The sequence below is a fragment of the Nitriliruptor sp. genome (assembly GCF_040882075.1).
In the GTDB taxonomy this organism is placed as follows: Bacteria; Actinomycetota; Nitriliruptoria; order Nitriliruptorales; family Nitriliruptoraceae; genus Nitriliruptor.
Genome location: NZ_JBBEBZ010000172.1, coordinates 30,674 through 56,036, shown reverse-complemented (window position 1 = coordinate 56,036; position 25,363 = coordinate 30,674). Strand labels below are relative to the sequence as shown.

The window sequence follows — 25,363 nt, the reverse complement described above, 5'->3', positions numbered from 1 at the left end:
GCTGCCGTTGCGAGGATCAGCGGGTCTCGGTCACCTTCGTCAGACCGGTGGGACGGTCCAGGTCCATGCCGCGGACGCTGGCCAGCCGAGCTGCGAGCAGCTGAGCCGGGAGGATGCTGGTGACCGGCGTCAACCAGGGAGCGGGTTCCCGAACGAGCGGGAACGGGAGGGCGGCCGCCTGCAGCAGGTCCTGATCCGCAGAGATGATCGCCAGCAGCGCCCCCCGCTCCCGGAGGACGGGCACGAGCTCGCGTTGACTGGCCACCGATGGTTCGGTCGGAGCGATCACGAGCGCCGCCGCTCCAGCTTCGAGCGCGGCGATGGGGCCGTGCAGCAGGTCGGGTGGGGAGAAGGCCTCGGCGACCGTGCCGGTCAGCTCACGGATCTTGAGCGCGGCCTCGAACGCGGTGGCGTAGTTGAGACCCCGGCCGGTGACCAGCAGGTGGCGGGTGTCGACCAGGCGGTCGGCGAGCTCCACCGGGGTGGCGGCGAGGACGGCCTCCACCACCTCGGGGAGCTCGGCCAGATCGCGCAGGCGCTTCGGTGCCTCCGCGGGATCGCCCAGCGCGACGGCCAGCAGGGCCATCGCGACGAGCGACGAGGTGTAGGTCTTGGTCGCCGCGACGGCTCGTTCCTCGCCGGCGGCGAGGTCGATGACGTGGTCGGCCACGGCCGCGAGCGGTGAGGCCGGCTCGTTCGTGATCGCGATCGTCGGGCGTCCCTGCTCACGACCGCTCGCGAGGACACCGACGACGTCCGGCGACCGCCCCGACTGCGAGATCGCCACGACGAGGGAGCGGTCGAGCCGTGGCGCCACGCCGTAGATGCTCTGGAGCGACGGCGTCGCCAGCGACACTGGCAGGCGGCAGGTGATACCGAGCAGATACTGCCCGTACCGGGCCACGTTGTCGGACGACCCCCGCGCCACGAGCATCACGTGGTCGATGTCGGTGGCGGCGAAGGTCGCACGCATCCGTTCGCGGAGCGGCCCGCTCGCCTCGACGAGCCGTCCGATGACCTCGGCCTGCTGGCCGATCTCGGTACGCAGGTGGGTGGTCGCGTCCGTCACGTCGCCTCGATCACGTCGTCGTCGTTGATGACCCGGTGCACCGTCCCGGTCTCGTCGAGCACGACGAGGCGTGCCCGGTCGCCCACGCGGGTGCGGCCGAGGTCGTCGCGGTCGAGCACCCGTGCGGGCACGGCGGTCGCCGCAGCCACGGCGTCGACCAGTGGGACGTCGAGCGCGACCAGGTTGCGGACCGCGTCGGCCATCGTGAGGGCGCTCCCGGCGAGCGTGCCGTCGGCACGTCGGACCGCCCCACCGGAGACGGTCACGTCGACGTCACCGAGCCGGAAGTCCCCGTCGCCGACGCCAGCCGCCGCGGTCGCGTCGGTGACGAGGACCGTCCGCCCCGCAGCCGCCTGCCAGACCAGCCGGACGGTGTCGTCGGCGAGGTGGTGACCGTCGACGATGACCTGCACGACCACGTCGGGTCGGGCCAGCGCGACCGCCGCGACACCCGCGTCCCGGGCTGTGAACCGGCGCATCGCGTTGAACAGGTGGGTCACGGTCGACGCACCCGCGTCGAAGGCGGCGTGCGCGTAGGTGGCGTCGGCGTCGGTGTGGCCGATGGAGACGACGACCCCCCGTCCGAGCAGGACGTCGATCAGTTCGGTCGCACCGGGGAGCTCCGGGGCGAGCGTGACCGCGGTCACCGGACCGGCGTCCAGCAGCCGACCCAGCAGCGCGACATCGGGGTCACGACGGTGCTCCGACGGGTGCGTTCCCAGACGTTCGGGGGCCAGGAACGGGCCCTCGAGGTGGATCCCGACGATGTCCCGGCCGTCGGGGTGTGCGCGCGCCTCGGCGATCGCCTGGCAGGCTCGCACCGTCACCTCCTCGGGGCTCGAGATGAGCGTCGGCTGCCAGGCAGCGACGCCGGCTGCACGCAGCGCCCTGGCCACGTCGAGCACCCCGTCCCGGTCCGCCCCGAGGAGGTCGATGCCGTCGTACCCGTTGACCTGCAGGTCGACGTAGCCGGGTGCCGCCAGCCGTCCCGTCCCCGCGGCGGGAAGACCGATCCGGGTGACCGCGCCATCCGCGACCTCCACGTCACCCCGGACGAGGGCGCCGTCGACGATCGCCGCGTCCACCTCGAGCTTCAGAACGTCCCCTAACCGCCGATGTAGGACATCTCGACCCTGGGCCCGGTGAGGCCCTCCTCGGCGCGCAGCTCCGACGCGCGATCGGTCCGGGCCGACCAGATCGCGACCACGCGGTCGCGCAGCCCGGCGTCGTCGGCGCCGTCACGCAGGAGGCTGCGCAGATCGTTGCCGCTGGCGGCGAACAGGCAGGTGTAGAGCTCACCGATGGCCGTCAGACGGGCCCGGGTGCAGTCCCGGCAGAAGGCGCGCGTCACCGAGGCGACGACCCCGACCTCACCCGCCCCGTCGAGGTAGCGGTACCGCTCGGCCACCTCACCGGGGTGGTCCCGTTCGACCGCCTCGATCGGCCAGCGGGTCCCGATGCGGTCGACGACCTCGGCGGCGGGCACGACCCCCTCACGCACCCAGCCGTTGGTGGTGCCGACGTCCATGAACTCGATGAACCGCAGGGTCACGTCGGCATCGCGTGCCCACCCCGCGAGGTCCTCGAGCTGGTCGTCGTTGACGCCTCGGCGCAGCACGGTGTTGACCTTGATGGGACCGAGACCGGCCGCCCGAGCCGCTTCGATCCCGTCGAGCACCCCGAGCACGGATGCCCTGGTGTCGGCGACGGCGCGGAAGGTGGTCTCGTCGAGCGCGTCGAGGCTGACGGTGACCCGGTCGAGCCCCGCGTCGGCCAGCGCACCGGCGTGGTCGCGCAGGAGCAGACCGTTGGTGGTGAGCGCGAGGTCGTCGAGCCCGTCGACGGCGGCGAGCTGGGCGACCAGCTCGGGTAGGTCCTTGCGCAGCAGCGGCTCGCCGCCGGTGAGCCGGATCTTGGTGACCCCGAGATCGACCGCCACACGGACGATGCGGGTGATCTCCTCGAAGCTCAGCAGCTCGTCCCGTGGCAGGAACGCGTGGTCCGGACCGAACACCTCGCGCGGCATGCAGTACCGGCAGCGCAGGTTGCACCGATCGGTGACCGACACGCGCAGGTCCTCGACCGGCCTGCCGAGCCGGTCGACCAGCGGCGTGTCCACGGTGTCTCCCACACGGCGGACGGTACCGCTGGCGACCTCGGGACGCGTCGGCGACCTCGGGACGCGTCGGCGACCTCGGGACGCGTCGGCGACCTCGCGGGATCACTCGGGCTGGAAACCGCCCACCATCGAGGCGAACATCGGCGCGACGTCGCCCCAGTCGTCGGCCTGGCTCTGCAGGTTCAGCGCGTAGGCACGTTCCCCGGCGAAGATGTTGAGGTTGTACGCGCGCAACTCGGCGCCACCCGCGGTGTAGGTGTACTCGAGCAACGCGGCCGGCTGACCCCGGAAGGTGACCACGGTGAGCTGGAGCTCCTGGTAGTCGTCGAACCGGTCCGCCAGGTCGGCGGAGAGCTCCTGCCAGTTCTCGTACGGGTCGGGGCGCGGGTCCGGTGTCCAGTCCACCCGCAGGTAGGTCGAGCTGGCCGGGTCACGGTGGTCGACGATCCGACCCTGCCCCTGCGCGACCTCCCACCCCGCGGGGATGGCCACGCGGTACGCCGGCCCGTCGACGACCTGCCAGTCGTCCGGCACCTCGGCCTCGGGCACATCGGTGGCGGCGGAGGTCTCCGGATCGCCGCCGTCACCCCCCTCCTCAGGCTCACCGTCACCCTCGGCCTCAGCCTCGCCGTCGTCGCCCGGGTCGGGAGCACCGTCCGTGGCCTGTGGGTCGGTCGACCCGCCGTCCTCCTGCGGCGCAGCCACCACGCCGTCCTCGGGCGGGGGGTCCCCGACCGTGTCGCGGTTCAGCACCACCGCACCGACGACCACCACGAGCAGCAGCACCGCCGCCCACGGCAACCACCGTCGCGGCGACCGGGGCTCCGGATCATCGGCGGGCGCCGCCGAGGTGGGTCGAGGCTCCGACGATCGGAGCGCGACGGACGCGGTCAACGCGGTGTCCGGCTCGTCCGCGGCCTCCGCCGGGCCAGGTCGGGTGTCCTCCTCGGGCGCCGGTCCCGGGTCCGCCGTGGTGATCGGGACCACCGGCGGCCCGGTCGCCGGGACGGGAAGCGCGTCGCGGTCGGCGATCCGTGCGAGATCGGCCCGGATGGCGGCCGCGTCGGGCCGGGACGACGGTTCCTTCTCGAGCAGCCGCGAGATGATGGGCACGAGGGCATCGGCACGCTCGAAGGGACGCGCCGGTTCGTGGACGACCGCGTGGACCGTCGCGACGGCGTTGTTGCGTTCGAACGGGGGAACGCCTTCGACCGCGAAGTACAGCGATGCTCCGAGACCCCACAGGTCCGCCGCCGGCGCGGCGTCGTGCCCGAGCGCCTGCTCGGGGGCGATGAACTGCGGTGACCCCATGGTGGCACCGGTGCGGGTCAAGCGCGCGTGGCCCTCGACCGAAGCGATACCGAAGTCGGTCAGCTTCACGGCCCCGTCGTCGGTCACGAAGATGTTCGACGGCTTGACGTCGCGGTGCACGATGCCGACCTCGTGCGCCGCGAGCAGCGCGTCGAGCAGGCCGAACGCGACGGTCGCAGCCATCGTCTCGTCGAGCGGTCCGTCACGGAGGATCAACGCGTCGAGCGTCGGCTGCTCGACGAGCTCCAGGACGAGGTGGACGTCGCCGTCCTCGTCCACGACGTCGAAGATCGTCACCGCCGAGGGGTGCAGCAACCTCGCCGCGGCTCGGGCCTCCAAGCGCACCCGGGCGCGCAGCTGGTCGCGTTCGGCCGGTGGCAGGTCGCCGGGGACCTCGACGTGCTTGACCGCGACCTCCCGCTCGAGCAGGTGGTCGTACGCGGCCCAGACCGTGCCGCCGCCACCTCGGGCGATGCGGCGCGTGAGCTCGTAACGTCCGCCAACACGGCGGTCGGTGGAGGGTGCCATCGCACGGGACGGTAACCGGCTGCCGGCCGTCGGACGGACGGGTGACCGTCCGAACAGGGGCTACCGTCCGAGCTCGGTGACTGGAGGTTGTGCCGGTGCGGCTCGAGGTGCGGCTCTTCGGTGGGCTCTCCGAGCGGGCGGGCGGTCAGCGACGGCTCGACGTGGAGCTGCCCGACGACGCGACCGTGGCCGATCTGCGGGACCACCTCGCGGCCGAGTACCCGGCGATGGCCCCGCTGCTGCCTCGGGTGAACGTCGCGGTCGACCTCGAGGTCGCACCTGCGGACCGCTCCCTGGCAGGTGCCTCGCAGATCGCCGTGCTGCCACCGGTCGCGGGTGGGTCCGACGAGGACGCGCCGCGCGTGATCACCGGGCTCGCTGCGCCACCGTTCGACGTCGATGCGGTGCTCGCGCGGATCACCGCGCCGGACGTCGGGGGCGCGGTGTCGTTCCTCGGCACGGTGCGCGACCACGCGCCGGACCTCGACGGGATCGTGCGGCTCGACTACTCCGCCTACCCGGAGATGGCTGAGAAGATCCTGGCCAACATCGCCGGGGAGCTGCTCGCCGAGCACCGGGGGGTCCGCGGTCTGGCCCTGCTCCACGCGACCGGCGAGCTGAGCGTCGGAGACCACACCATCCTGATCGCGGCGTGCTCTGCGCACCGGGACGTGGCGTTCGCCGCCTGCCGCGACGGCCTCGAGCGGGTCAAGGACCGGGTCCCGATCTGGAAGCGCGAGGTCACCGCGGACGGCACCCACCGGTGGGTGGGGCTCACCCCGCCGCCCGCCGGGGACGATCGCGGCCCCTGACGGTCACGCGGCCTCGTCGGGGTGGACCTGCAGCTCGGTCGCCTTGACGGCGAGGTGGACCGTGCCGCCGGCACCGAGGTCGAGCTCGGCCACGGCCTGGGGTGTGACCTCGGCGACGAGCGGGACCGGACCGGTGATGCGCACCCGGACGTGATCGCCTCGGGCGTCCAGGTCGGCGACCTCGCCGGTCAGCACGTTGCGCGGGCTGCCGCCGGGACGGATCCGGTGCACCGACACGGCGCGCGGGTGGACCGTGACCGCGACGGGCCCGTGTGCCGCGTCGGCCGTGCGGAGCTCGCCGCCACCGTCGAGACGGACGAGCGTCCCGTCCGCGACCCCACGGAGCAGGTTGAGACCGACGAGTTCCGCGACCCACCGCGAGCGGGGCCGCGCCGCGACCTCCGACGCCGAGCCCTGCTGGGTGATCCGGCCGTCCTCGATGACCGCGAGGTGCCCGGCCATCGTGAGCGCTTCGGTCGGGTCGTGGGTCACGAGGAGCACCGGCGTGGCCGTCTCCTCGGCCAGCCGCAGCACCAGGCCGCGGAGCGCGGTGCGCGACGGTGCGTCGAGGGCGCTGAACGGTTCGTCGAGCAGCAGCAGCCGGGGTCCGCCGGCGAGGGCTCGCGCGAGCGCGACGCGTTGCTGCTGACCACCGGAGAGCGCAGAAGGGCGGCGTTCGGCCCACGCGGTCGCGCCGACCCGCTCGAGCCAGGTACGTGCTTCGGCGTCCCGGGTCGGGCGATCGCCCTCCCGGACCGCGAGCGCGACGTTCCGCAGCACGCTGCGGTGCGGCAGCAATGTCGACGCCTGCGTGACCATCCCGAGCCGGCGTGCCCGTGTGGGCAGGTCCGGGCCGCCACCACCGGCGACGACCCACCCTCCGACGACGACGTGCTGACGGCCGGAGGGATCGAGCCCGGCGATGGCCCGCAACGTCGAGGTCTTGCCCCCGCCCGACGGCCCGATCAGCACCGTCACCAACGCGTCGCTGCGCAGGTCGACGTCGAGGTCGAAGCCACCGACCGACCGCTGGACCCGCACCTCGAGGCTCACCACGGGGCCCGTTCGAAGCGGGCGACCACGAGCAGCGCCAGCACGGCGACGACCGACAGGATGAGCGCGAGCACACCAGCGGTCGCGTAGTCGAAGGCCTGGACGCGGTCGTAGACGGCGATGGGCATGGTCTGGGTCCGGCCCGGCACGTTGCCGGCGACCATGATGGTCGTCCCGAAGTCCCCGAGCGCGCGCGCGAAGGCGAGCGCGATCCCCGCCAGGATCCCGCGTTGCGCGATGGGGAGGGTCACCTCGAACACGATCCGCCGCTCGGACAGGCCGGCGACCCGAGCGGCCTCCTCGTAGCGGCGATCGACGTCGGTGATGGCGGCTCGTGCGGCCCGGAGGCAGAACGGGGTGCTCGCCAGGGCCGCGGCGATCACCGCCGCGGTGGGGGTGAAGACCAGCGGCCCGCCCGTCAGCGACTCCCACGCGCGACCGACCGGGGATCGACGCCCGATCGTGACCAGCAGGTAGTACCCGAGGACGGTCGGTGGCAGGACGATGGGCAGGCTCGCGAGTGCCTCCAGGAACCGCCGGCCGGGGAAGCGACCACGCGCCAGGACGTAGGCACCGGCGATGCCGAGGACCGTGGCGATCAGCGTCGCGAGCGAGGCGACACGCAGCGACAGCCAGAGCGGTGCCCAGTCGATGCCGGCGAGGGTCTCGGTCACGCCCCACCGCCTCCGCCAGCGCCCACCTCGTCGGCGGTCACCTCGTCGTCCCCGGGGAGCAGGAAGCCGGAGCGCCGCATGACCTCGCGCCCCTCCTCGCTGGCCACGAGGTCGGCGAACGCCTCGGCCGACGCCGCCTGCTCCGCGTCGACGGCGGTGACCACCAGCTCCTGCTGGAGCGGCGCGTGGAGGCCGTCGTCGACGAGCACCCACGTGCCGATGCCGCGCTCGTCGGCAGCCAGGGCGAGCGACAGCGCGAGGATCCCGACGTCCGCGTTGCCGGTCTCGACCAGCCGCTGGGTGTCGGAGATGTTCTCGCCGAAGACGAGCCGGTTCTGGACCGCCTCCCACGTCCCGGTCACCCGCAGCGCCTCCTCAGCGGCGACGCCGTAGGGCGCGTGCTCGGGGTTCGCGATCGCGACGTTGACGATCGTCTCGTCGCTCGCGACGTCCTCGAGCTGCTCCCACCCGGTCCACCGGTCCTGCGGTGCCCAGATGACGATCCGACCGAACGCGTAGGTCCGGCGCGTCGCCGCATCGCCCACACCCTCGGCGAGGACCTGCTCGACGAACGCGACGTTGGCCGACGCGTACAGGTCGAAGGGTGCGCCCTCGATGAGCCGCTGGGCGAGCTGGCCCGACGAACCGAAGTCGAAGCTCACCTCCGTGCCGGTCGCCGCGGCGAACCGCGTCGCGAGCTCCTCGAAGGCGGGGCGCAGATCGGACGCGGCCGCGACGAGCAGCTCCGAGGGGACCGCCCCCCGGTCGGTGCGCTGGACGCCGACGTGGGCATCGCCACCACGGCACGCCCCGATCAGGAGAGCGACGACCAGGAGCCAGCCGGCGCGACGCATCACGAGGCCACCTGGTAACCGGGGAGCGCCGCGAGCCGGCTGCGGAGGCGCGCCGAGCCGAGCAGCTCGCCGAGGACACGCGCGCCCGGGTGATCGACCGCACCCGCGTCGATCCACAGCTCGACCGCGTGGGTCTCCAAGGGGTGGAAGCTCAACCCGCAGGCCTCGGCGACGGGTTCGATGGTCACCGCCGCGAGCCCGAGCTCGATCGCCCGCCGGGCGGCGTCGAGGTGACCCGTCGCGACGGCCCCGTGGGGACGTCCGGCTCCAGCGGCGTCGAGCACCCGCTCGTAGGCGAGCTGCGCCGCTGCCCCCGTGTCCCGCTGGACCACCTCTCCTCTCCCAGCGAGCGCGTCCACCAGCGTGCCCGACCGCTCTGGTCGAGCGGCGAGCCCCGTCCGCCAGGTCGCCAGGGGGAGCCGGTGGACCCGGTCGGGTCGGCCTGGCGCGGGAGGCGAGGTGTCGTGCACGACAGCGGCGTGGGCCCGGCCGGTCGTCAGCGCGAGCCGGGCCGCCGCCGACGACCCGAGCACCGGCAGGATCCGACCGGGACCCCGGGGCGGGGCGAGCCCCGCGAGCAGGCCGAGCGCGGGATCGCAGCCGACGACGACGAACCCGTCGAGGTCCGCGCCGTCGAGCACCTCGACCCGCCCGCTGTTGATCACCGCGTCGGGGACGGGCCACGACTCCCCGTCCGCGGCGGTCGGCAGGGGGACGACGACGGTGTGGTCCCCCACCCGGGACGCACGGACGGCACGCCCCTCGGGGATCTCGCCGCCGAGCACCTGGAGCGCCACCGGTGGGCCGACCGCCAGGAGCTCCTCGACGGTCGTCCCGAGCGCGCGGGCGAGACCGAGGGCCGCGTCGACGCGTGGCAGGTGCTCACCACGCTCGATCGCACCGACCCCCTGGCGGCTGATCCCCGCGCGGGCCGCGAGCTCGTCCTGGCTCAGGCCGAGGGCACGACGGCGACGCCGGACCCGACGCCCGAGCCCCGCCTCCGCCGGGGCGTCCTCACGCACCCGTGCCCCCTTCCCGCATGACAGCTTCAGAGCATGACTATGCCAGATAGCTGGCACGGTCGCCCGAGGCTCCACCCCACGCCCCGGCCGACCGAACATCTCCGGGCCTTGACGGTCGACCTACGCTTACGTAACTTACGGTCCCGTAACCGAACGCTGGAGCCGAGCTTGTCCACCACCCGCCTGACCGACCGTGACCTGCTCGCCGAGCTCGAACCGGTCGCGGACCAGCAGCTGCGTCGCCACGAGCAGGTGGCCGAGGAGTGGTTCCCCCACGAGTACGTGCCCTACTCCCAGGGTCGCGACTTCGACACCGAACCGTGGACCCCGGACCACTCGCGGTTGACGGGCGTGGCGCAGATCGCCTTCGAGGTGAACCTGCTCACCGAGGACAACCTGCCGAGCTACCACCGCGAGATCTTCGAGATGTTCGGCACCGGCGACGGCGCGTGGATCAACTGGACCCACCGCTGGACCGCCGAGGAGGGGCGCCACTCCATCGTCCTGCGCGACTACCTCACCGTCACCCGCGCCATCGACCCGATCGAGCTCGAGCGCGGGCGCATGCAGCAGATGATGACCGGCTACGACCGGGACGGGAAGGACGCGCTCCGCGGGATGGCCTACGTCTCGTTCCAGGAGCTCGCCACCCGGATCAGCCACCGCAACACGGGTCGGTACTCGAACGACCCGGTCGCCGACCGGATCATGGCGAGGATCTCCAAGGACGAGAACCTGCACATGATCTTCTACCGGGACCTGGTGGGGGCGGCTCTCCACCTCGACCCGTCACGCGTGATCGAGGCCATCGCGGCCGAGGTCCAGGCGTTCGTCATGCCCGGTGCCGGGATGCGCGACTTCAACCGGAAGGCCGTGCAGATCGCCAAGGCCGGCATCTACGACCTGCGCGTCCACCACGATGACGTGATCTGGCCGTTGCTGCGCCACTGGGGCGTGTTCGACGTCGAGGGCCTCGACGAGGCGGCCGAGCAGGCACGCGAGCAGCTCTCGGGCTTCCTCACCGGCCTCGATCAGATGGCGACCCGGTTCGACGAGAAGCGCACCGCCCGCGCCGCCCGTGAGACCGCCCGCACCGGGTGACCACCGGCGGGGTCAGCGTGCGCCGAGCTGCCGCCGTGCCTCGTCGAGGATGGTCAGGACCTCGAGCGACTCGTCGAGCGGGATCAGCGTGCTCTCGGTCCGGCCGGACCGCAGGCAGGCGTGGACCTCGGCGATCTCGTGGGCGTACGCGGGGAGGTGGGGCTCGGCCTCGGTGACCTGCGGCGCCTGACCGGGCCGCACGAGGGTCCGCCGTGCGGGCCGGTGGACCGGCGCGTCGAAGCGCAGCTCGCCCGCGGTACCGACGAGCGATCCGGTCGACGGCAGCGGCGCCACCAGCGAGCACGACAGGCGGGCCTGCACCGCCCCCGCGGCCAGCAGCACCGTCGCATCCGCGTCGACACCCGTGGGTGCGAGCGCGCCCGCGACGCCGACCAGCTCGGGCACGTCGGAGAGGAACGTGCGGGCGAACGCGACGGGGTACACCCCGACGTCGAGGAGCGCGCCACCCCCGAGCTCGGGCGCCCACAGCCGCGAGTCCGCGTCGTAGGGCGCCGGGAACCCGAGGTCCGCGGTGATCACGCGTAGCTCGCCGATGGCCCCGTCCGCCACGAGCTGCCTCGCCTCGATCAGCAGCGGGTCGCAGCGCATCCACATCGCCTCGGCGAGGAACACCTGGAGCTCGCGCGCGAGCGCGACCAGCGCAGCGGCCTCCGCCGGATCGGCGGCCAGCGGCTTCTCGCACAGGACCGCCACCCCAGCCTCGAGGGCGAGTCGGGTCGGCGCCGTGTGCTGCGGATGTGGGGTCGCGACGTACACCACGTCGATGTCACCGTCGTCGAGCATCGCGCCGACGTCGCCGTAGGCGCGGTCGATACCGCGCTCGTCGGCGAAAGCGCGGGCGCGAGCCTCGGTGCGCGACGCGACCGCGACCACCTCGGCGTCGGCGGTCGCGTGCAGATCCGCCGCGAAGGAGCTCGCGATACCACCCGTCGCCACGATGGCCCACCGGATCGGTCCGTCGGCCGTCCGGGTCACGAGGGTCGGGACCCGAGGTGGGCGGCGATGTCCCCACGTCGGTGCTGGCCATCCCACCGGATGCGATCCGCCGCGGCGTAGGCCCGGCTCCGGGCCTCCGCCACGTCGGCGCCGCGGGCGGTGACGTCGAGCACCCGACCACCGGCGGTCACGAGTCGTCCGTCCACGTCGCGGGCCGTCCCGGCGTGGAAGACCGTCACCCCGTCGTGACCCACCGCCTCGTCGACCCCGAGGATCGGGACGCCGGTCGCGTAGCCCTCGGGGTACCCACCGCTGGCGAGGACGACCGTCACGACCGCGTCGTCGTGCCAGGTGACCTCGACGTCGGCGACCGAGCCGACGGCGGACGCGTGGAGCAGGTCGCCGAGGTCGGAGGCGAGCTTCGGCAGGATCACCTGGGTCTCGGGATCGCCGAACCGCGCGTTGAACTCGAGCAGCTGCGGCCCGTCGATGGTGTCGACGAGGCCGGCGTACAGCAGGCCCCGGTAGGGCGCGCCGCGGGCCGCCAGCTCGCGCAGCACGGGCAGGAACACGAGCTCGCGGAGGTGGTCGACATCCTCGAGCGCGAAGTCCGGGACGGGTGTGTAGGCCCCCATGCCGCCCGTGTTCAGGCCCTCGTCGCTGTCGAGGGCGCGCTTGTAGTCCTGGGCCGGCGCGAGCAACACGACGTCCTCGCCGTCGCAGACACCGAAGACGCTGCGCTCGGGACCGAGGAGGAACTGCTCGACGACCACCTGCGATCCGGCCTCACCGAACACGCCCCGGACGAGCGCGTCGTCGACGGCGTCGCGGGCCTCGTCCCGCGACGCGCAGATCCGCACGCCCTTGCCAGCGGCCAGGCCGTCGGCCTTGACCACGTACGGACCACCGAACCGATCGAGCGCGTCGAACGCCTCGTCACGATCGCCGGTCGCGACGTAGCCGCCGGTCGGCGCACCGGACGCCTGCATCACGTCCTTGGCGAACGCCTTCGATCCCTCGATCTGGGCGCCGGCGGCGGTCGGGCCGAACGCGGGGATCTCGCGTCGTTGCAGCTCGTCGACGACGCCCGCGACCAGTGGCGCTTCGGGCCCGACGGCGACGAGGTCGACCCCCTCGGCCTCGGCGAGATCCGCGACCGCCACGGGGTCGGTCGGATCGACGGCGAGGTTCGGACCGCACGCGGCCGTCCCGGGGTTGCCCGGCGCGGTGGCGACGCGGTCGACCGAGGGCGATGCGGCGAGCCGCCACGCCAGCGCGTGCTCGCGCCCGCCGTTGCCGACGACCAGGACGAATCGACCCACGCTGCGCGCCTTCGAAGGAGGACGCCGCGAGGCTAGTGGCGCCGCTTCCAGCGACCGTCCTCCACAGCGCTGGCGTTGTCCGCGGGACCGGCAGAGGGCCGAGCTGGCACCTTGCGCACCACCGACCTGGAGGCGACCATGCCGGACGAAGCGGCACGACACGACCTGCGCCAGGCGCTCTCGAGCGCCATCGGTCCCGACCAGGCGGCCACGCTCATGGAGCAGCTCCCTCCGATCCCGTGGGACCAGCTCGCCACGAAGGACGACGTCCGCGTGCTGGCGGACCGCATGGACACCCGCTTCGAGCTGTTCGAGCACAAGATCGTGAGCGAGTTCCGGCGGCAGATCATCGAGCAGAACCGCCTGCTGTTCTTCTCGATGATGGGCGCGATCTTCACGACCGCATCGCTCGCGTTCGCCGCTGCGCGCTTCTGAGATCGGACCCGTACCGTCCGCTCAGTGGGCGGGAGGCGGGACCAGCGGGACGTCGTGGCGCACCAGGGTCTGCGAGCGCTTCGGTCCGATCGACACCCACGTGATGCGCGACCGCGACTCCTCCTCGAGCATGTCGACGTAGTCGCGCGCGGCCTTCGGCAGGTCCTCGTACCGGGTGACCTCGGTGAGGTCCTCCTCCCAGCCGGGCAGCTCGGTGTAGACCGGCTCGGCGTGGTGGAAGATCGACTGGTGGGGCGGGAAGTTGACGTACTCCTGGCCGTCGTACCGGTAGGAGGTCGCCACCTTCAGCGTCTCGAAGCCCGACAACACGTCGAGCTTGGTCAGGAAGATGTCGGTGAGACCGTTGACGCGCTCGGCGTAGCGGGCGAGCACGGCGTCGAACCACCCGACGCGGCGACGACGGCCCGTGGTGGTGCCGTACTCGCCACCGAGGTCCGTCATCCGTTCGCCGACCTCGTCGAACAGCTCGGTCGGGAACGGGCCGGCCCCGACCCGGGTGACGTACGCCTTGGTGATACCGATGACGCGGTCGACGTGACGCGGGCCGATGCCCGCGCCGGTCAGCGCACCACCGGCGACCGGGTTCGACGAGGTCACGAACGGGTAGGTGCCGTGATCGAGGTCGAGCAGGGTGCCCTGGGCGCCCTCGAGGATGATGTGCTTGCCGGCCTCGAGCGAGCTGTGGATCAGCTCGGTGGTGTCGGTCAGGCAGGGTCGCAACCGGTCGGCGTACTCGAGGTACTCGGCGGCGATCTCGTCGGCGTCCATCGGGAGCCGGTTGTAGATCTTGGCGAGCTGCTCGTTCTTGTGGACCAGGACCGCGTCGAGCTTCTGGCGGAAGATCTTCTCGTCGAACAGGTCCTGGAACCGCAGGCCGACGCGCGATGCCTTGTCGGCGTAGGCGGGGCCGATGCCACGCTTGGTGGTGCCGAGGTTGGCCTTGCCGAGCCGCCGTTCGATCAGCAGGTCGAGCTCACGGTGGTAGGGCATGATCAGGTGCGCGTTGCCGCTGATCTTGACCCGGTCGAAGGCGTCGATGCCGCGGGCCGCGAGCCCGTCGAACTCCTGCAGCAGCACGGCCGGGTCGACCACCACGCCGTCGGCGATGACCGGCGTCACGTGGGGGTAGAGGATCCCCGACGGGATCAGGTGCAGCTTGAACACCTGGTCGCCGACGATCACGGTGTGGCCGGCGTTGTTGCCACCCTGGTAGCGGACGACCAGATCGGTCGTGTCCGCGAGCAGGTCGGTCGCCTTGCCCTTGCCCTCGTCGCCCCACTGGGCGCCGACGATGATGGTCGCGGGCACGTCTGCGTCCTCGCCTCGAGGTGCAGGTCCGGGTCGCGTTGCCGGCCTGCGTGGCGGAGCTCGACGCTCCGGCGGCTCGGGACGGCCGCCGTGACCGGACCCTACCGCGTCGGCTGCGAGGGCCGGGTCGGCCGCGCGTCGCAGGCAGCCTCGTCGTCCGGGTCGGCCGCGGGCAGCGCCGCGCCGATCCCCGCCGGCACGAAGTCACCGAGGATCGCCATCGCGGCGGGTGACGTCTCGAGCTCGGGCAGGCGCGCCCAGAACCCCGCACGGCCGCGCCCGAGACGCCCGGGTCGCTGGTCGTCTCCGACCGTCCGGACGAGCCGGATGTCGACGCGCTCGATGATGGTCCCCGTGAAGCGGGCGAACACCGGCCGGGGTGGGCAGTCCTCGGGCGGCAGGACGTCGGGAGCGACCGGCTCCGGAGCGTCCGGTGTCGCGATCGATCCGGCCCCGAGCGTCGCGGCGACGTGGACGATCTCGCGACGCTGACCGGTCCCGACCACGCGCAGCTGCGACAGGCGCCGACCGGTCGCCGGCCGGTGCACCTCGAACTCGACGACGTCGCCGGGGTGCGCGACCGACAGGAACTGTCCCGACAGCCACACCGGGGCGCGGCCGGCCAGGCGCTCGACGACCTCCGCGACGGCGTACGCGGCGGCGTCCTCCTCGGCGGCGAACTTGTCCTCGAGGGTCACCGGCTCGTCGTCGCCCTCGATCTGGGCGAGGTCCTTGCCGCGGGCCGACTCGATGGTCCCGATGCGCCGCATCGGCAGGTCCCCTGTCGGTCTCTAGACCTCGTGCGACCGCTCGGCGGGGGCGGTCGACCCGGTGGCTTCCGGGTCGTCCAGCCAGGACAGCTCGCTGGTATCGGCGCGGCCGACCAGCAGCGCCAGCCCGAGCGCGAGCAACAGCACCGGGCCGACCACCCGCAGGTCGATCAACTGGATGGTCACCTCGCCGCTGAGGACGACGGCCCCGACCGCGACCGCGATGGCCCCGACGAGGAACGAGAAGGTGTCGAAACGGTGGCGGGTCATCGGCGGACCTCCGGGGCTTCGAGCTCGGGATCGACGGCGTCGCCCCCGTCCTGCTGGTCGGTCTCGGTGGTGGCGACCGTGAAGATCTGGATCGATCCAGCACCGACGCGGAGGTCGAGCTCGTAGGTGGGACGCCCCGGGTCGGCGGGGATCGCCAGGGCACGTTCGAGGCTGACCCCGCTGCTGTAGCCCTCGTCGACGCGCAGCTCGCCGACCTCGAGGCGGGCCGTACCGCTGACGCCGGCGCCCTCGGGGACGTAGAGGGTCAGCTCACCAGCGCCGAGAACGACCTCGAGCACCTCACCCTCCGGGCGTTCCACCCCGATCAGATCGACCCGCAGGTCGCCGGCGCCGTAGCTGATGGGCTCGGCCAGCTGCTCCGCGTCGGTGAGCGTGATGGTGCGGTCGACCACGCCGCCACGGACGTCGATGCCGAGGTCGGTGAGCGCGGAGCCCACCAGCACGAGCGGCAGGAGCACCGCGACGGGGAACGCCAGCCCCCGTGCGCGCCCGACGACGCTGCCGACCAGCAGCCCGATCCCGAGCACGACCAGCACCACGGCCAGGATCCGCGGGGCGCTCACCGACGCGGCACCGGTGAGGTCGAGTAGCCACGCCACCCCGCCGGCGAGCAACGCCAGACCGAGCGTGATGCGCCCGAGGGGCGAGCGCGGGCGGCGTTCCACCGGCGCGGGGTGCCAGACGAGCGCCGGTCCGGTCGGCGGCACCACGGGCGGAGGCGGAGCCGGCGCGGACTCCCACACCGGGCCGGGCTCGGCCGTCGCTGCCTGCGGGGCACCCGTCCGGGCGAAGGCCGGTGGCGGTCCGGCGCTCTCCCACACCGGTGGGCCAGGGTGGGCCGCCGCGGCACCCGTGGTGCGCCGCTCCGTGCTGCGGCGATCGGCGTCGACCCAGAGGGCGATGCCGAGACCGATCAGCAGCAGCGGGACCAGGTTCCCCCCGAAGCGCCCGGTGCTGGTCACGCCGAGGAGGGTGATCATCGCGAACCCGACGAGCCCGATACCGACCCAGAACCCCGCGCTGCGGTCGACGAAGCGGTTGGGGACCACGACGGCCTCACCGTCGGACCCGGGGACGAGCAGGAGCATCGCCACGTAGACCAGGACCCCGAAGCCGGGGAACGGGATGAAGGCCAGCACCACCAGCGCGATCCGCACGACGACGACGTCGATCCCGAGGCAGGCCGCAAGTCCGGTGGCGACACCCCCGAGCAGCCGGCCCTCGAGCTGGCGGGTCAGGCGCCGCGGACCGGGCGCGGCCTCGGCGTCAGCGGGTCCCTGCGGCGGTGGAGCGAGAGGGGGCGGCGGGGAGCTGGGAGGGGGTCCTGCGGACATCGTTCATCCTCGTCCGGAGCGGTCGGTCGCGGCGGGCTGCCATCGACCACCCCGACCGTCCCACCCACGGCAGGTGGCGACCATCGGGGAGGACCCTGGGCCGACCCCGAGACCGGCGCAGGTGACGGGGGTGGGCCCGAGGGTCGCAGCGGGGTCCGGTGTGTCACCATCGTGGTCGGTCAACCACGAGGTCCCGGCGTCACGACACCGCCCCCGCCCCCACCACGGTCGCCAGCGGCGACCGCTGTGCCGGCGACGTCCGGTGAGGACGACGGACCCGGGTCGTACCCGTCACCTCCGCCGCCTCCGCCGCCTCCGACCGGCTCTCGGCCGACGTCCGGGCGCACGGCGACACGCCTGCGGAGGACCCGTACCGATCGCGTGGTCGCGGGGGTGTCCGGTGGGCTCGGTCGCTACCTCGGTGTCGACCCGGCCATCGTGCGCATCGGTTTCGTCGTCCTGACCTTCGCGGGGTTCGTCGGGCCGCTGATCTACGGCGTACTCTGGGTGACCACGACGGTCGAACCCGACACCCCGCTCGAGGGCCGACGACCCACGGTCCAGCAGGCGGTCGCGCTCGCGCTGATCACCCTCGGTGCGCTGCTGTTGCTGCGCAGCGTCGGCCTGTGGTTCGGCGACGCCCTCGTGTGGCCGATCGTGCTGGCGGCCGCCGGATCAGCGGTGGTCTGGACACGAGGCGACGACGACGACGACCGGGCACGTGTCGAGACCAGGCTCGGACGCCTCGCGGGCCGCCGCGGTCCGATCGGTGCCGCAGCGCGGCTGACGACGGCGCCGACGTCCCCGTCACGGATCGTGGTCGGCACGGTCCTCGTCGCGATCGCCGTGGCCGGCTTCCTGGCCGCCAACGATGCCCTGGTGGCGCTCCGCGACCTGGCGTTGGCGCTGCTCGCGGCGGCCGGCGGCGCGGTGCTGCTGTTCGGCCCCTGGCTCAGCCGGCTGGTCACCGAGCTCGGCAGCGAGCGGCGGGAACGCGTCCGCCAGGAGGAACGCTCCGAGCTTGCAGCCCACCTGCACGACTCGGTGCTGCAGACCCTGGCGTTGATCCAGCGCAGCTCGGACGACCCGCGTCGCATCGCCACCCTCGCCCGCGTGCAGGAGCGCGAGCTGCGTGCCTGGCTGTACGGCAGCGGACGCGTCACCGGCGCAGCCCCGCGGACGCTCACCGACGCCGTCGAACAGGCCGCCGCCGAGGTCGAGGCGCTGCACCACCTCGCGGTCGACGTGGTCGTCGTGGGGGACGCCCCGGTGGGTCCGGCCGCCCACGCCCTCGTCGCCGCCATCAAGGAAGCGACGACCAACGCCGCGAAGCACGCGGGGATCGACGAGGTCGCCGTGTACGTCGAGGTGACGGCTGAAGAGGTGACCGCCTTCGTCCGCGACCGCGGGGTCGGCTTCGACGTCGCGGCCACCCTCGGGGCCACCGACGACGACCACCGTCGGGGCCTGCGTGATTCGGTGATCGGTCGGCTCGAGCGCCACGGAGGCAGAGCCGAGGTCTGGTCCACACCGGGAGAGGGCACCGAGGTCGAGCTGACCGTCCCGCGCGATCCCGGGCCGACCACCACCACCACCACCACCGCCGTCGAGGAGGGCGCCCCGTGAACAGCCGCGCCGTGAAGGTGTTCCTGGTCGACGACCACAACCTGTTCCGCTCGGGTGTCCGCGCGGAGCTCGGTCCGCACGTGACGATCGTCGGCGATGCCGGCGACGTCGACGGTGCGATCCAGGGCATCGAGACCACCAAGCCCGACGTGGTGCTGCTCGATGTCCACCTGCCGGGAGGCGGGGGGCTGGCCGTGCTGCAGGCCATCAAGGAGCGCCGCCCCGACGTCTGTTTCCTGGCGCTCTCGGCCTCCGACGCCGCCGAGGACGTGATCCGCCTCATCCGTGCGGGAGCACGCGGGTACGTGACCAAGACGATCGCGACCCCCGATCTGCTCGACGCCATCGCCCGCGTCCACGCCGGCGACGCCGTGTTCAGCCCGCGGCTGGCCGGCTTCGTCCTCGATGCCTTCGCCGGCGGGCTGCCCGCCGGGACCGTCGCGGACGAGGAGCTCGACCGCCTGACCACCCGCGAGAAGGAGGTCCTGCGCCACCTCGCGCGGGGCTACACCTACCGCGAGATCGGCACCCGGCTGCACGTCTCGGTCAAGACCATCGAGACCCACGCGAGCTCGGTGCTCCGCAAGCTGCAGCTCAGCAACCGCCACGAGCTGACCGCGTGGGCGGCAGGCCGCGACCTGCTGTGACCGTCAGCTGAGGTCAGGATCCTGGTTCAGCGCCTCGGTCTCGTGGCTCGGCGAGGAGGCCTGGCCCGCGCTCGCGGTCGGCTGCAGGACCGACAACGTGAACCGGCACGGGTCCTCGCCGTGGTTGGCGTAGCGGTGCGGGACCTCCGCCTCGAACAGGACGCTGTCCCCGACGTCGAGGTGGTGCTCGACGTCCCCGACCCGGAGCGCGAGCTGACCTTCGAGGACGAGCAGCAGCTCGACGGTCCCGGGCGGGTGCGCCTCGCCGTCGAACCCATCGCCGACGGCGAGGTTCCAGTCCCAGAGCTCGACGACGTCCGGCGGGTCGGTGCCGAGGCAGAACAGGGCACGGCTGCCCGCATCCGAGGTCCACAGCGCCGGGGTGTCCGCAGCACGACGGACCGTCACCCGCGGGCCGGCCGGCGCCTCGATGAGGCTCGCGACCCCCACCCCGAGCGCGTCAGCGAGCCGGCAGAGCGTCGAGATCGAGGGGTTCGCGCGGCCCTGCTCGACCTGGATGACCGTGTTCTTGCTCACCCCAGCGCGCTCGGCGACAGCCTCGAGGCTCCAGCCCCGCAGGGCGCGGAGCCGACGCAGGTTGGTCGCCAGCGAACCAGCGACCTCCTCGGGTCCACGCAACGTCCGCTCCTCCCGCACCCACAGCCGTAGGTCTATCCTGCTGCACCAACCGGTCCAGCATATTGCGCCGGCGGTCCTCCCTCGCTACGGTACCGCGCACCGCACCGATCGGTGCACTCGACCTCACCGGATCCGGCCGCGTCGGCCCGTACGGATCCGTCATGACCGCACTGCTCGCCCTCTCGGCCGCCCTGACCTTCGGCGCCAGCGACTTCGCCGGCGGCCTCGCCGCCAGACGGGCGCCGGCGCTCACCGTGTCGTGGTTCGCGCAGGCCGCTGGTCTCCTCGTCCTGGCCCCGGCGCTGCTGTTGCTGCCCGGCGTCCTGTCGTCCTCCGCCCTCGCCGCTGGCGCGGTCGGCGGCGTGGCCGGTGCGTGCGGCCTCGTGCTCTACCTACGCGGTCTGGCGATCGGCCCGATGGGGCTCGCGTCACCGCTGGCCGGTGTCGCCGGAGCGGTGCTGCCGGTCGCCATCGGCTTCGGCACGGGCGAGCGCCCCACCACCCTCGCGACGGTGGGCATCGCGCTCGGCCTGGCCGCCGTGGTCCTGGTCGGCGGTCGCGACCTCGCGGCCGGCGCGCGACGTGGTGCGAGCAGCCGCAGCCCGCTGTTGGCGCTGTTGGGCGGCGTCGGCTTCGGCGTCTTCTTCGTCGCGCTGGACGCGAGCCCAGCGGACTCCGGTCTGTGGTCCCTCGTCGGCGCACGGGCCGCGTCGCTGGTCCTGCTCGGCGCGGCGCTCGCCGTCCGTCGGGTCGGGGTTCCCCGCGACGGCCGCTTCCTCGCTCTCGCCCTCGCGACCGGCACCCTGGACATGGTCGCCAACGTGCTGTTCCTCGGGGCGGCCCGCGCGGGGATGCTCTCGCTGGCGGCCCTCATCACCTCGCTGTACCCGGTGGTCGTCGCCGGGCTCGCGCACAGCCTGCTCCGCGAACGGCTCGACCGCGTGCAGTGGGGCGCCGTCGTCGCCTGCCTCGGCGCCGTCGGCCTCATCGCCCTCAGCTGACCTCAGCTGACCTCAGCTGACCTCGACGGTCAGTCGTGGCCGACCCGTCGCTGACGACGGCGGGGATCACCTGCGGCCTCCCCCCTCCCGCCGTTGGCCGGGGTCTCCATGCTGCAGTTCCTGGCGATCAGGTGCCAGAAACTGCTCATCGCAGGTGGGTCCGCGCGGTCGGACGTGGCGGTTGCTGGCTCCCAGGAGCCAGCAACCGCTGGCCGCGTAAGCTGAGCTCGGGTGGCCTCAGCGGCGCAGGCGCGGGTCGTGCTGGGTCACGCGGGTGCGGAGCGTGACGATCGCGTCGCCCGAGAGCACGCCGCCGCGGGCGAGCAGCCGACCGTGCTCCCAGTTGGACAGGCCGAGCTCGGGGGCACCGAAGGCGTACTGCCCGTCGACCCAGCGGGTGAACCCGTCGCCGACGAACGGCGCGTCGACCGCTCCGAAGAAACGCTCCTGTTCGGCGCGGTCCTCGCTGACCAGCGAGGCGACGAACCGGGGCGACCACCGGTTGAACAGCTGCACGGCCTCGGCCACGTCGTCCACGACGACGAGGGTGACCTCGGGGCTGTCCTCCCACTCCCACTCGATGCCGAGCTGCGCCTCGACGAGGGACTCGGCCGCCGGTTCCTCGATGGCGCCCTCGACCCGCGCGATCGTGACGTGCTCGGTGAACCGGCGCTCGGGGACGTGGTGGCGCGACGACTCGAGGACGTACAGCTTGGCGTTGACGCCGCGATCCGCGGCAGCGCGATCGAGCGCGTCGAGGAACACCGGGACGAGCTCCTCGGCCCGCGACCGGACGATGCAGCAGGTGTTCAGCGTGTTGCAGACCTTGCGGTCGAGCGACGCGTGCACGACGGCCCCGAACCGGTCCGCGTCAGCGTGGTCCGAGGCGACGATCCACGCGCCACCGGTGCCGTGCAACGACACGGCGTTCCCGGCCTGGCGGGCGACCGCGCCGAGCTGCGCGACCGCGCGGCCCGACCCCCTGGCGACGGCCAGCGCCAAGCGGGGGTCGCTGAACAACGCCCACCCCGCGGCGTGGGCCGGCGAGTCGACCAGGGCCGCCGAACCCGGCGGCAGCCCGGCCGCGGCCAACGCGGGATCGAGGGCGTGCTCGACGATCGCTCGCGCCGTGCCGAGCGCGTCGGAACCGATGCGGAACACGACCGTGTTCCCGGTGCGGAGCACCCCGCACGCGTCCGCGAACACGTTGGGCCGTCCCTCGAAGACGAACGCGACCACCCCGAGCCGATCGGTGACCTGCTCGACGCGCCACCCGTCGTGGTCGATGGTGCGGACCACGTCGCCCCGGCCGCCGGGCACGGTGCGCCACCCACGCAGGCCGGTGATCATGCCGGCGCGCATGGCGTCGCTCAGCACGAGCCGGGTCGTCGAACGCCCGCGAGCCCGGGCGGCATCGACGTCCGCCGCGTTCGCTTCCGCGATCGGCGCGAAGCTCGCGTCGTCGGCCAGCCGGTCGGCGAACCCGGCGTAGAAGGCGTCGATCGCGGCGTCGTCGACGGCGCCCATCGCCTCGGCCGCAGCGGCTGCGGCATCGACGGCCCGTCGTGCGGCGGCGCGTTCCGCAGCAGGAACGTGGAGCAGCTCGCCCGAGTCCTGGAGCACGACCAACGCGTCGCCCGGCGCGAACGCCGCAGCCAGCTCCGGCGAGACGGTGGTGAGCCGGTCCCCGCCGACGATCACGGGGGTTCCAGCGGTCAGCGAGGTCAGGGGCGTCGGTTCGTCCATGCCGCGGACGGTAGGGCGAACCGCGGTCCGGCGACGAACCGTCCGGCGGTGGCTGCGCGAGGGCGAGCGCGGCGGCACCCTGACACCCGCTGGCGCACGTCGCTGACCCGTCCGTCAGGGTCCGGAGGTGCGAACATGCACCGGTGGACCTGCTGCCGACCGACCACACCGAGAGGAGCGACCGATCCCCGCGACCGATGATCTGTCGGTGCTCCGCATCGGCGAGGTCTCCCGCCGCACGGGTGTGGCGGTCCCGACGCTGCGCGCGTGGGAGCGCCGATACGGCCTGCTCACCCCCGACCACACCGACGGCGGCCACCGCCTCTACAGCGAGCGCGACGTGGACCGTGTCCGTGCGGTACAGCGGCTGCTCGAGGACGGCTGGAACGCGTCCGCCGCCGCCCGTGAGGTGCTCCGCGCTCCCGCGCCGGTCGCGCGACCGACCTCGATCTCGGGCGCCGGCCAGGACGGCGCGGCCGCCGAGCTCATCGCTCGCCTCGAACGGGCCATCGACGGGTTCGACGGGCCGTCCGCGGACGAGATCGTCGACGCCACCTTCGCCCGGTTCGAGGTCCCGAGCGCGATCGACGCGGTCCTGCTCCCCGTCCTCCGCCACCTCGGTGACGGGTGGGAGGACGACCCCCGGATCATCGCGCGCGAGCACTTCGCCACCAACACGCTCCGCCCGAGGTTGCAGCGCCTGCTCCGCACCCGCCCCCGGACCACCGCACCCGTCTGCCTGGCCGCCGCTCCGGAGACCGAAGAGCACGACCTCGGTCTGCTGGCCTCGGCGGTCGTCGCGGCCGACGCGGGGTGGCGCGTGCACTACCTCGGCGCCCGTACCCCGACCGTCGCCATGGAGCGCGCGTCCGTCGACCTGTCACCCGACGTCGTGCTCGTCGGTGCGGTGTTCCGGGAGGCCGCCGAGGACTTCCTGGCCGACCGACCGACGTTCTCGGGAGCCGGGGTCGTGCTCGGCGGCGCCGGCTTCATCCCCTCGGACGCCTCGCGGCTCCCCCGTGCCATCGTCCACACGGGAGAAGTCAGCGAGGTGGCCGCCGCCGTGGAGCGGGCGGCCGCGGGACGCCGGACGGGCGCCGGCTGACCACCCGCCCGGTCTCACCGCGAGATGCGGAACTTGATGCGCACGTGGGTGTGGTACTCGGCGATCTCGGTGCCCTCGACGACCGCAGAGGTCTCGAGAACGGTGAAGCCCTCGACGTTACGCAGGGTCTTGGTCGCCTCGTCGAGAGCCTTGTGCGCGGCATCGCGCCACGATTCGGTGGAGACGCCCACCAGGTCGATCGTCTTGATGACGGCCACGTTCGCACCCTCCGGTGGTGGTTGCACGTCGCCGGGCGGCGACGGGTCGTTCGTCGGCGTTGCTCGCGGAGCGGCTGTCCCGAACGGTCAGGAGGACCGGCGAGCAGCGTGGAACTCGATGAAGCGGGACAGGGCGGCCGCGACGGCATCGGCGTCGACGCCGCGGGCCCCGGTGGCGCCAGCGAGGGCGGCCCGCCAGACGGGCCGGTCGACGAGCATCCCTCGGACGTGGCCCGCTGGTGGGTCGAGCGGCTGGTCCGGCGAGGCGACGATGACCAGCACCCCCACCTCGTCACGACCCGCCTCGGTCACGAGCGCATCGAGGTCGGCGCTGCTCGCGCCGTGCTCGACCGCCCAGAGGTCCGCCTCGGTCCCGAGCTCGCGGATCTCGCGCACCGCCTCGACGCTGAGACCTGGACGGAGCTCGCTCACGAACCGGTCGTGATCGCGTCCGACCTGGTCGAGGTCAGCGGGCAGCGGCGGGACGACGACCTCCACGAGCAGCTTGCGGTCGGTCTCGTGCAGCCAGGCCGCGAGCCTCGTCAGCCCGAGGGCCTGTTCCTTCTTCACGTCGGCGTCGTCCCCGGGGTTCCAGCGGACGCGGACGGAGGTGAGGTCGGGTTCGAGCTCCTCCACCGCGTGGCTGAAGCCATCGCCGTGCGCGAAGGAGAGGGTGCCCGTGACGGTGGACTCCACGGGGGCCACGACGCCGAAGCCGCGTGCCCGCAGATCCCGCGCGACGTCCGGATCGGCGGCGACCACGGCGGTACCGGCCGCGTCGAGACCGGCCGCTCGCCGTGCGCGGTCGAGCCCCTCGACCAGGACGTCGGCGTCGACCACGGGCCCCGGCTCCAGCGCGTGGTCGTCCAGCCGCGGGCCACGGGGCTCGAGCGAGAGCACGAGGAGGCTGCCGTCGAGGCCGAGTGACACGGGGGACTCCTACGTCGGCCCGTTCGCGCAGGACGGGCCTTGTGTGGGCCGGAGGGTAGTGCGAGGACGCAGCCCTGCGCCGTCGATCAGCGGAGCAGCATCGCGACCGTGAAGCCGACGAGGGTGGCGACCCCCGCGAGCACGGTGGCGGGCATCCCGAAGCGGCTGCCCTTCAGGTGCGCGACGAGCCCGAGGACCATCCCGATCGGACCCGCTATCGGCGCCAAGCCGCCGATGGCCGCAACGACAGCCGCGAGGACGGCGAGCACGACGAGCACGGAGCGGCCCCGCGGCGGCGCCCTGACGGGCGCGAACGGGTCGGTCGGCGTGGCTGTGGATCGATCGTTCACGGCACCTCCGACCGGGACCAGGGCGAACGGGTCGCGTCCCCGGAGGCTAGCGCGACGCGTCACCCACCCACGTGGCGGCCGGTCGTCCAGCATGGTTCCCGTACCGCGCGACCCGGTCGG

Annotated in this window: 25 protein-coding genes and 1 pseudogene; 7 read left to right on the top strand and 19 right to left on the bottom strand. The window is 73.3% G+C overall.

Annotated features, from left to right (window positions below; all coding sequences use genetic code 11):
- Positions 1 to 16 precede the first annotated feature (16 nt).
- From WEB03_RS11495 to WEB03_RS11480, 4 genes are all read right to left on the bottom strand, one after another.
- Positions 17 to 1,069, bottom strand: a complete 1,053-nt coding sequence (locus WEB03_RS11495; RefSeq protein WP_368071089.1) for an SIS domain-containing protein — start codon at positions 1,067 to 1,069, stop codon at positions 17 to 19.
- Entirely contained in the window at positions 1,066 to 2,154 is a 1,089-nt protein-coding gene (gene nagA / locus WEB03_RS11490; RefSeq protein WP_368071088.1) for an N-acetylglucosamine-6-phosphate deacetylase, read from the bottom strand. Before nagA ends, WEB03_RS11495 begins: the two co-directional genes overlap by 4 nt.
- Positions 2,155 to 2,174: 20 nt before the next feature.
- Positions 2,175 to 3,188 (bottom strand): GTP 3',8-cyclase MoaA, encoded by a 1,014-nt coding sequence (gene moaA / locus WEB03_RS11485; protein ID WP_368071087.1) that lies wholly within the window; start codon positions 3,186 to 3,188, stop codon positions 2,175 to 2,177.
- 102 nt (positions 3,189 to 3,290) lie between these two features.
- Positions 3,291 to 5,027 carry a protein kinase gene (locus WEB03_RS11480; protein WP_368071086.1) on the bottom strand — a complete coding sequence of 579 codons (1,737 nt, stop codon included), beginning with the start codon at positions 5,025 to 5,027 and terminating at the stop codon, positions 3,291 to 3,293.
- Between the two features lie 95 nt (positions 5,028 to 5,122).
- Between WEB03_RS11480 and WEB03_RS11475 the strand changes: the two genes are divergently transcribed.
- On the top strand, positions 5,123 to 5,839 hold the full coding sequence (locus WEB03_RS11475; protein WP_368071085.1) for a molybdenum cofactor biosynthesis protein MoaE: 717 nt from the start codon (positions 5,123 to 5,125) through the stop codon (positions 5,837 to 5,839).
- A 3-nt stretch (positions 5,840 to 5,842) separates the two neighbouring features.
- Here the strand turns inward: WEB03_RS11475 and WEB03_RS11470 are convergent, their stop codons facing one another.
- From WEB03_RS11470 to WEB03_RS11455, 4 genes are read right to left on the bottom strand one after another with little or no spacing between them, the layout of a single operon-like run.
- Positions 5,843 to 6,892: an ABC transporter ATP-binding protein gene (locus tag WEB03_RS11470; protein ID WP_368071084.1), complete on the bottom strand. Its 1,050-nt coding sequence runs from the start codon at positions 6,890 to 6,892 to the stop codon at positions 5,843 to 5,845.
- Complete coding sequence (modB, locus tag WEB03_RS11465; protein WP_368071083.1) at positions 6,889 to 7,566, bottom strand: molybdate ABC transporter permease subunit; 678 nt, start codon at positions 7,564 to 7,566, stop codon at positions 6,889 to 6,891. The genes WEB03_RS11470 and modB overlap by 4 nt, the downstream gene beginning before the upstream one ends.
- Positions 7,563 to 8,420, bottom strand: coding sequence for a molybdate ABC transporter substrate-binding protein (gene modA / locus WEB03_RS11460; protein WP_368071107.1), 858 nt, complete (start codon positions 8,418 to 8,420; stop codon positions 7,563 to 7,565). The genes modB and modA overlap by 4 nt, the downstream gene beginning before the upstream one ends.
- Positions 8,420 to 9,442 (bottom strand): helix-turn-helix domain-containing protein, encoded by a 1,023-nt coding sequence (locus WEB03_RS11455; protein ID WP_368071082.1) that lies wholly within the window; start codon positions 9,440 to 9,442, stop codon positions 8,420 to 8,422. Before WEB03_RS11455 ends, modA begins: the two co-directional genes overlap by 1 nt.
- Before the next feature lie 168 nt (positions 9,443 to 9,610).
- On the opposite strand from WEB03_RS11455, the gene WEB03_RS11450 reads away from it, so the two are divergent.
- A complete protein-coding gene (locus WEB03_RS11450) occupies positions 9,611 to 10,543 on the top strand; it encodes an acyl-ACP desaturase (RefSeq protein WP_368071081.1) in 933 nt (310 codons plus the stop codon).
- Between the two features lie 12 nt (positions 10,544 to 10,555).
- Here the strand turns inward: WEB03_RS11450 and WEB03_RS11445 are convergent, their stop codons facing one another.
- Positions 10,556 to 11,539 carry a Gfo/Idh/MocA family protein gene (locus tag WEB03_RS11445; protein ID WP_368071080.1) on the bottom strand — a complete coding sequence of 328 codons (984 nt, stop codon included), beginning with the start codon at positions 11,537 to 11,539 and terminating at the stop codon, positions 10,556 to 10,558.
- Positions 11,536 to 12,822 (bottom strand): phosphoribosylamine--glycine ligase, encoded by a 1,287-nt coding sequence (gene purD, locus WEB03_RS11440; RefSeq protein WP_368071079.1) that lies wholly within the window; start codon positions 12,820 to 12,822, stop codon positions 11,536 to 11,538. The genes WEB03_RS11445 and purD overlap by 4 nt, the downstream gene beginning before the upstream one ends.
- Positions 12,823 to 12,933: 111 nt before the next feature.
- Here purD and WEB03_RS11435 point away from each other — a divergent pair, with 111 nt between their 5' ends.
- Positions 12,934 to 13,257: a hypothetical protein gene (locus WEB03_RS11435; RefSeq protein ID WP_368071078.1), complete on the top strand. Its 324-nt coding sequence runs from the start codon at positions 12,934 to 12,936 to the stop codon at positions 13,255 to 13,257.
- A 21-nt stretch (positions 13,258 to 13,278) separates the two neighbouring features.
- On the opposite strand, the gene WEB03_RS11430 is transcribed toward WEB03_RS11435, so the two are convergent.
- From WEB03_RS11430 to WEB03_RS11415, 4 genes and pseudogenes are all read right to left on the bottom strand, one after another.
- Positions 13,279 to 14,586 (bottom strand): adenylosuccinate synthase, encoded by a 1,308-nt coding sequence (locus WEB03_RS11430; protein ID WP_368071077.1) that lies wholly within the window; start codon positions 14,584 to 14,586, stop codon positions 13,279 to 13,281.
- A 665-nt stretch (positions 14,587 to 15,251) separates the two neighbouring features.
- A pseudogene (locus WEB03_RS11425) lies at positions 15,252 to 15,356 on the bottom strand (R2-like ligand-binding oxidase); the annotation flags it as partial.
- Positions 15,357 to 15,377: 21 nt separating this feature from the next.
- Positions 15,378 to 15,626 carry a hypothetical protein gene (locus WEB03_RS11420; protein ID WP_368071076.1) on the bottom strand — a complete coding sequence of 83 codons (249 nt, stop codon included), beginning with the start codon at positions 15,624 to 15,626 and terminating at the stop codon, positions 15,378 to 15,380.
- Complete coding sequence (locus WEB03_RS11415) at positions 15,623 to 16,981, bottom strand: PspC domain-containing protein (protein WP_368071075.1); 1,359 nt, start codon at positions 16,979 to 16,981, stop codon at positions 15,623 to 15,625. The genes WEB03_RS11420 and WEB03_RS11415 overlap by 4 nt, the downstream gene beginning before the upstream one ends.
- Positions 16,982 to 17,152: 171 nt before the next feature.
- Here WEB03_RS11415 and WEB03_RS11410 point away from each other — a divergent pair, with 171 nt between their 5' ends.
- On the top strand, positions 17,153 to 18,607 hold the full coding sequence (locus tag WEB03_RS11410; protein WP_368071074.1) for a PspC domain-containing protein: 1,455 nt from the start codon (positions 17,153 to 17,155) through the stop codon (positions 18,605 to 18,607).
- Complete coding sequence (locus WEB03_RS11405; protein ID WP_368071073.1) at positions 18,604 to 19,254, top strand: response regulator; 651 nt, start codon at positions 18,604 to 18,606, stop codon at positions 19,252 to 19,254. Before WEB03_RS11410 ends, WEB03_RS11405 begins: the two co-directional genes overlap by 4 nt.
- A 3-nt stretch (positions 19,255 to 19,257) precedes the next feature.
- Here WEB03_RS11405 and WEB03_RS11400 read toward each other — a convergent pair whose 3' ends face one another.
- A complete protein-coding gene (locus WEB03_RS11400) occupies positions 19,258 to 19,893 on the bottom strand; it encodes a helix-turn-helix domain-containing protein (RefSeq protein ID WP_368071072.1) in 636 nt (211 codons plus the stop codon).
- A 161-nt stretch (positions 19,894 to 20,054) separates the two neighbouring features.
- On the opposite strand from WEB03_RS11400, the gene WEB03_RS11395 reads away from it, so the two are divergent.
- Complete coding sequence (locus WEB03_RS11395) at positions 20,055 to 20,894, top strand: EamA family transporter (RefSeq protein ID WP_368071071.1); 840 nt, start codon at positions 20,055 to 20,057, stop codon at positions 20,892 to 20,894.
- Positions 20,895 to 21,131: 237 nt separating this feature from the next.
- Here the strand turns inward: WEB03_RS11395 and WEB03_RS11390 are convergent, their stop codons facing one another.
- Positions 21,132 to 22,640 (bottom strand): aldehyde dehydrogenase family protein, encoded by a 1,509-nt coding sequence (locus WEB03_RS11390; protein WP_368071070.1) that lies wholly within the window; start codon positions 22,638 to 22,640, stop codon positions 21,132 to 21,134.
- A 208-nt stretch (positions 22,641 to 22,848) separates the two neighbouring features.
- Here WEB03_RS11390 and WEB03_RS11385 point away from each other — a divergent pair, with 208 nt between their 5' ends.
- Positions 22,849 to 23,745 carry a MerR family transcriptional regulator gene (locus tag WEB03_RS11385; protein ID WP_368071069.1) on the top strand — a complete coding sequence of 299 codons (897 nt, stop codon included), beginning with the start codon at positions 22,849 to 22,851 and terminating at the stop codon, positions 23,743 to 23,745.
- Between the two features lie 14 nt (positions 23,746 to 23,759).
- Here the strand turns inward: WEB03_RS11385 and WEB03_RS11380 are convergent, their stop codons facing one another.
- The 3 genes from WEB03_RS11380 to WEB03_RS11370 all read right to left on the bottom strand — a co-directional run bounded on the left by WEB03_RS11380 (position 23,760) and on the right by WEB03_RS11370 (position 25,243).
- Positions 23,760 to 23,963 carry a dodecin family protein gene (locus WEB03_RS11380; protein WP_368071068.1) on the bottom strand — a complete coding sequence of 68 codons (204 nt, stop codon included), beginning with the start codon at positions 23,961 to 23,963 and terminating at the stop codon, positions 23,760 to 23,762.
- A gap of 87 nt (positions 23,964 to 24,050) precedes the next feature.
- Complete coding sequence (locus WEB03_RS11375; RefSeq protein WP_368071067.1) at positions 24,051 to 24,893, bottom strand: hypothetical protein; 843 nt, start codon at positions 24,891 to 24,893, stop codon at positions 24,051 to 24,053.
- Positions 24,894 to 24,979: 86 nt separating this feature from the next.
- Positions 24,980 to 25,243: a hypothetical protein gene (locus tag WEB03_RS11370; RefSeq protein WP_368071066.1), complete on the bottom strand. Its 264-nt coding sequence runs from the start codon at positions 25,241 to 25,243 to the stop codon at positions 24,980 to 24,982.
- Between the last annotated feature and the right edge of the window lie 120 nt (positions 25,244 to 25,363).